The sequence below is a fragment of the Pedobacter sp. genome (genome assembly GCF_035566355.1).
Taxonomy (GTDB): domain Bacteria; phylum Bacteroidota; class Bacteroidia; order Sphingobacteriales; family Sphingobacteriaceae; genus Pedobacter.
On the sequence record NZ_DATMRL010000586.1, the window covers coordinates 1 to 6,496 of the forward strand.

The following is a 6,496-nucleotide window of genomic DNA, read 5'->3' on the forward strand; positions in this document are numbered from 1 at the left end:
GGTTTGTGTGCCTGCCTGGGTTACTTTACTGCGACTGGAGATCAGTAGTTTCTGAGCGGTTTGATAGGCCGATTCACTATTTTCAAACTGACGCTGGGTAATAGAGCCTTCTTTAAATAAAGCCTCATCTCTTGCTACGTCTCTTTTTGCTTTTTGTAAGGCAACCTCCTCCACACTCACTCCAGCAGATGCAACTTCTTTGTTAGAACCAATAGTCGGAATCTGGGACTCAGCACTGCTTAGATCTGCTCTTGCGGCCAATAGATCTGCCTCGGCTTGCTGTACCGCAAGAATATATTCTGTATCATCAATTACGGCCAGTGTATCGCCTTCTTTAACCTGCTGGTAATCTAAAAGAGAGAAATGATCAATGTAACCCGCAATGCGGCTCAGTACAGGGACTGAGTTGGTTTCTACCTGCGCATTATCTGTGCTTTCAAAATTCAGAGCGTGATTAACCTTGCTAAAAGTGAAATAGCAAAGCACAATTGCCACCACACCTAAACCTGCAATTTTTGCTGTCTTTACAGCAGGAGATTGTTTTTTATCTTCTTTTTCCATGACATTATTTAATGCTGCAAATGTAAACTAAGTTGACTATATTTGTCAACCAAGTTTACTAATTAAAAAGAAAAAGACATTCTGTTGACAATGAGTAATTGTTAAAAAAGTACTAATTTTACCTTTATGGAAAAGCGATTGAATGAAAACGATAGAGTCCTGTTCAGAATAATTTACCTTCTAAGGCGATTGACCGATAGGTGGGTCTCTGTAAATTTATCCAGATTAGCCGCTCAGGATTTTAATGTTACCTTTTTACCTTACTTTATGAATATTGGTGAGGAAGGTGTATCCAATCACGATCTCGTTAAAATGATTAAGGTGACGAAACAGGGGGTAAGTAAAACAATTAAGGAACTGGAAAATCTGGGCCTTGTTTACACTGAAAAGAGCGATACAGATGCCAGATCTATTATGATTTATCTTACAGAAACAGGTAGAACGCTCTTTAATGTCATTAAAGAACACTCAGAAGATCTCCACGACGAATACAGGAAACTCGTTGGGACTAAAAATTTCGAACTCATGGTCGATACGCTCGTGAAAATTATAGATTTTCACGAGCGTATCGAGAAAGAAGAGCTTTAACTTTAAAACATCAGGCAAGATCTATTTCCTTAGCCAGATAGACATCCTGGATGGTATGTAAAAAATCAACACCTTCGTGAAAAGGTCTTTGAAAAGCTCTTCGCCCCAAGATAAGACCGGTACCGCCAGCTCGTTTATTAATTACAGCATTTTTAACAGAATCTGCCAGATCAGATGAACCTTTAGATTCTCCTCCTGAATTAATCAGGCCTGCACGGCCCATATAACAATTTGCTACCTGATATCTGCAAAGGTCAATTGGATGATCTGTAGTTAATTTACTATATACCAAAGGGTCTGTTTTGGAGAAATTTATCGTAGTAAAACCTCCGTTTACATCCGGCATCTTTTGTTTGATAATATCTGCTTGTATGGTTACACCAATATGATTGGCCTGTGCTGTAATATCGGCTGCCGACTCATAGTTAACTCCATCTTTCTTGAAATCATTGTTACGGCAATAACACCACAGTACAGTAACCATACCCAGGTCATGAGCCTCTTCAAATGCCCTGGCTACCTCTACAATCTGCCGGTCAGATTCAGCCGAGCCGAAATAGATCGTCGCACCTACGGCCGCTGCACCAAGGTTCCAGGCATCCCGTACCGAACCAAACATAATCTGATCATATTTGGTGGGGTAGGTGAGCAACTCATTATGATTCAATTTCACCAGAAAGGGAATTTTGTGAGCGTATTTTCTGGCTACAGCAGCAAGATTTCCAAAAGTAGTTGCTACTGCATTAGAACCACCTTCTATAGCGAGCTTTACAATATTTTCCGGATCAAAATACATTGGATTCTTTGCAAACGAGGCTCCGGCAGTATGTTCTATCCCCTGGTCTACAGGAAGAATAGAAACGTATCCTGTTCCTGCCAGTCTTCCATGATTAAAAATAGAGGCCAGATTTCTCAGTACCTGTGGATTGCGGTTACTTTGTACAAAAACCCTGTCAATAAAATCAGGAGAGGGCTGGTGAAGTAGTTTTTTATCAAATGTGGTGCAGTGGTGATTTAAGAGCGTATCGGCATTACTGCCTAATAATTCAACAATTTTCTGAAAAGCCATAACTGTGTTTTTTTAAGAAACGAACCGGGAGGCTTTTTTGTTCTTAAAAACAATTATTTATCATTTCGTCCGTATTTCTATGGCTTATTTATAAGTTAACATTGCCTTAATAAACTCAAAGATTTGGCCTGTTACTTTTGTTGCTAAAGCGTTTCTTAGGTTAAAGCATGGCGAAGACACTGAAAGATTTACCAGATCCTATTTTATTGAAAAAATACAGCGAAGGCAATACCAGTGCCTATAATGTGCTTTTCAAGAAATACTTCGATGCTCTATATGGTTATGCATTAAAGAATGTAAAAGACCGATGTGCTGCCGAAGAATTGGTGATGGATGTGATGTTGAGCCTCTGGAAGAAGAAGGGTGATATTCAAGTAGAACAAGATCTGAAAGCCTATCTTTTCCGCTGCATTAAAAATGCCATTTATAACCATTACCGGAGAAAGATTCTCCCTACAGTGTCGCTGGAGCTTATACCTGAAGATCATGGTTTAACTTCAAAAGGAGCAGACTATGACCTGGATAGTAAAGAGCTCGAAAAGATCTATCGGGAGAAACTCGGTCAGTTGAGTCCCCAGCGCCGAAAGGTCTATGAAATGAGCAGGGAAGAAGATAAGACCTATTCGGAAATTGCAAAGGATATGGACCTTTCTGTAAATACAGTAGAAAACTATATGGTGGCTTCGCTCAGCTTCTTTCGCAAACATTTGAAAGAACATGCAGATTATACGCTGGTACTGATCTTTTCCTTATTTTTTCTGTAGCCTGATCCAGGCTTATGTTCTCCTAAAAAAAAATAATATATTTTTTTATTTCGAATAGGTGGTCTTCTGTAATAATTGTGTTTTACCTATTGAACAACAATTAGAATGCAGGCGGAGAACACTCATAAAACACTAATAAGAAAATACATCCATAACGATTGTACCCCAGCAGAACTGGAAAGTATAAAAGAGTTGATGAAGCTTCCGCAAGCACAGCGTCTTTTTGACGAGGTACTTAACGAGAGCTGGTCAGGGTTTGAAGCGGAGCTGGATCTGGACCAGCCCCGTTTAAATCACAAGTTGCAGGAGTTCTATAACCGTTTGCAAAAAGACGAAACAGAACAGGCGCAGGTGGAGACCTCCAAAAGCTTTTTCGAGAAAAGAACTTATCTTCGGTTTGCAGCGGTGCTGGCGGCAGCTATACTGAGCCTGGGAACCTATGGATTACTCCAATTAAAAAAAACTCCTGCCAGCGAGCAGCTCGCTATTCATGAGATAGCAAATCCTATGGGGCAGCAATCCCGGATTGTTTTGCCCGACAGTTCAGAGGTTTTTCTTGGGGCAGGGAGTAAGCTGAAATTTCCAGAGCGCTTTACTTCAAAAACACGGGAGATCAGTTTGGAAGGGGAGGCCTTCTTCCAGGTTACTAAAAATCCGCACAAACCTTTTATTATTCATACCGGAACAGTTCAAACTAAAGTTTTGGGTACTTCTTTTAGAATTGAAGCTTTCCGCGGATTGCCATTAACAGTTTCTGTTGCAACAGGTAAAGTTAGGGTAGATGATTATAAGGGTGTTGAAGTTCATTCGCTTGCGGTCCTGCTTCCCGGGCAGAGGGTTTCCTATGATTCTGGAAAAGCCAGGCAAGGAACAGTTGATGTAGAAGAGGTGAAGGGCTGGAAAGATGGCCGTTTGGTTTTCAGAGGGGCAAGCCTTAGAGAAATTACCAATACCCTGGAACGCTGGTATAATGTAAAGTTTGATTATGGGGATTCCGGGAAATCAAAAGAAAAGATCAGCGTGCTTTTACAGGCCAGTGTTCCTCTGGCTAAAATTATGAAGGTTTTGAGTGTCACCGGCCACTTTAAATATAAAATAGATACAAATCATGTCCGCATTCATTAACAAGATAAGTACAGAAAGGATAAATATGTAGAGGTTCTTTACTAAACAAACATTCCCCGCCAAAAGGCGGGGAACGAATTTAATGTTATAAACCGTGTGATTTCGACGTCCTCCGGTTTATCAATCAATTTTTAACAGATCAATCGCTTTGCAGCGAATTAACCAGTAATGTTCAAAAATATGCAAAAAGGATTAAATGTATGTCCTTCAATTCGATTTATTATGAAATGCTCTTTAATTCTCATTGCGGCCCAGCTTACTTGTATAAGTATGCTGCTGGCCAGTAATGTGAAGAGTCAGGATCTCGATCATAAAGTAGACTTGCGGCTGGAAAATGTAACTGTTGCACAAGGCCTGTCGGCCCTGGGTAAACAGAGCAACATCAAATTCTCCCTGAGGGAACAGTCCGTTCAAGCCGTAAAAAAGAATGTAACCCTGGTGGCCAGTCAGATCACCATAAGGGAAGCCATCCAAAAATTACTGGCCAATACCAATCTCCAGTATAAACTGGTGGAGGGCTATGTAGTGGTAGACAGTAAGCCGGTACCAATTGTGGTTACAGGTACAGTTATCGATGAAAAAACAGGAGAAACCCTGATTGGCGTTGGGGTGAGAATTAAAGGTGCGGGTACTGCGGTGTCTACCGATATGAATGGTAAATTCCGCATTTCTGTACCAGAAGGTGGTGCTATATTGGTTTTCTCTTATATAGGTTATCAAAGCAGAGAACTTAAAGTAGATGCCGGAACAAAGGACCTGCGTGTCATATTAAAAACTTCTGCTTTCCAATTAGGCGAAGTCACCGTACAAGCCAGAAGAAAAACCAATACGGAGGTCGCTGTACTGGACGAACGTAAAAAATCGGCCATCGTTCAGGATGCCATATCAGCAGTACAGATTGAACGAACTGCGAGTATCACCACCACTCAGGCACTACAGAGGGTGTCAGGAGTTACGGTGACTGATGATAAATTTGTTGCAATTCGTGGCTTGGGAGACAGGAGTGTAATTGGCCAGTTAAATGGTGTACGCTTAGCTTCCTCTGACCCAGACCGAAGCTCTATTCCTTTTGATCTGGTTCCGGCTTCGCTTTTAGACAACGTGACCATTTATAAGACGGTTACGCCCGATAAACCGGCCGATGCCGCTGCGGGTATTGTGGAGTTAAAGACAAAGTCAGTACCCGACAGCATGGTGTTTAATGTAATCCTCCAATCGGGTTTTAATTCCAATATCGGAATAGGTGGTCAGTATAACAGCTTCTTTAATAGTGATATGGGCATTTTTGGAACAAAGATCAATCAAAAAAATCTTTCTCCAGATTTCCTGAACCTGGCTACCCAATATAAAGGTGGGTTAAATCAGATCCAGAATATGATCTCTAATAGCGGGTATAGCCCCTCAGTGAAACAGGAAGTTGGCCGTATCAACAACATCATGCAGAGTTTTGATCCGGTATTGACCACCAGGTATAAACAAGCACCGCTGAATCAACTTTACTCTGCAACTTTTGGCAATAGTTATACTTTATTTAAAAAGCATAAGCTCGGTGTTATTGCCGGCGGCAATTATTATCGTCGCACTACAGACATTGCGGGAGGCGATATCCAGCAATATAGTATTTACCAGGGGGTGGTCACCGGGAATCCGCAAGTGAGCAGTCCAAGGAATATCCCAAACTATATTACACCCAACAACCTATATATGGGCCGATATCAGACCTATAAAGAAAACACCGGTACCGAGACCTTGAATTATGGGGTGTTAGGTGGTTTAACTTATCGTTTCGATGCGCGCAACGAGATCAGTATGCAGTATTTAGGCAGTTGGGGTGGAGAAACACAAGCCACCAATATGTATGGCGCTTATGAATATACAGGTCTGCCGGGCGAAGTAAAAAGCACCATTTATTCATTAAAACAATCCTACCGGACATTGAATACGTTTAACCTCCAGGGGGAACATAAATTTCTAGCTTCAGAATATTCTCCAAAACTGAGCTACAATGTATCAAGTTCTAAAGCTGGTCAGAATGATCCGGATTACCGCTTTGTAACGCTTGCCGATTATACACCGCGTGGCGGGGCTTATGTAAATTACCCAGGAACAGGACCACAAAATTCTATAGAACAGTTGTTTACCAAGCATTTATATGCTTTGTCATCAGGTTATGTGAATGGATTTGGCGCTTACGGGATTATCCAGGCAGAGCCCAATGGCCGCAGATACAGAAACCTGAAGGAAACCAATTACAATTATAAGGCAGATGTATCTATACCATTTAAATTTCTTGGTCAGAAACAAGAGTTGAAAACGGGAGTGAATTATCTAAACCGCGACCGTACCTTCACGGAAAACGTATTGTTCCTGCCGGGATCTAATTTCTCAT

6 protein-coding genes are annotated in these 6,496 nt (G+C 41.3%); 4 read left to right on the forward strand and 2 right to left on the reverse strand.

Annotated elements, in window-relative coordinates:
* A partial coding sequence (locus tag VNZ46_RS22990; protein WP_325562993.1) for an HlyD family secretion protein occupies positions 1–561 on the reverse strand: 561 nt, incomplete at its 3' end.
* Between the two features lie 126 nt (positions 562–687).
* On the opposite strand from VNZ46_RS22990, the gene VNZ46_RS22995 reads away from it, so the two are divergent.
* Positions 688–1,149, forward strand: a complete 462-nt coding sequence (locus VNZ46_RS22995; protein WP_325562995.1) for a MarR family winged helix-turn-helix transcriptional regulator — start codon at positions 688–690, stop codon at positions 1,147–1,149.
* A gap of 10 nt (positions 1,150–1,159) precedes the next feature.
* Here the strand turns inward: VNZ46_RS22995 and VNZ46_RS23000 are convergent, their stop codons facing one another.
* Positions 1,160–2,218, reverse strand: a complete 1,059-nt coding sequence (locus VNZ46_RS23000; protein WP_325562997.1) for a class I fructose-bisphosphate aldolase — start codon at positions 2,216–2,218, stop codon at positions 1,160–1,162.
* 167 nt (positions 2,219–2,385) lie between these two features.
* Between VNZ46_RS23000 and VNZ46_RS23005 the strand changes: the two genes are divergently transcribed.
* The 3 genes from VNZ46_RS23005 to VNZ46_RS23015 form a co-directional block, all read left to right on the forward strand.
* Positions 2,386–2,982 (forward strand): RNA polymerase sigma-70 factor, encoded by a 597-nt coding sequence (locus tag VNZ46_RS23005; RefSeq protein ID WP_325562999.1) that lies wholly within the window; start codon positions 2,386–2,388, stop codon positions 2,980–2,982.
* A 105-nt stretch (positions 2,983–3,087) separates the two neighbouring features.
* On the forward strand, positions 3,088–4,107 hold the full coding sequence (locus tag VNZ46_RS23010) for a FecR family protein (protein WP_325563001.1): 1,020 nt from the start codon (positions 3,088–3,090) through the stop codon (positions 4,105–4,107).
* Between the two features lie 222 nt (positions 4,108–4,329).
* A partial coding sequence (locus VNZ46_RS23015) for a TonB-dependent receptor (RefSeq protein WP_325563002.1) occupies positions 4,330–6,496 on the forward strand: 2,167 nt, incomplete at its 3' end.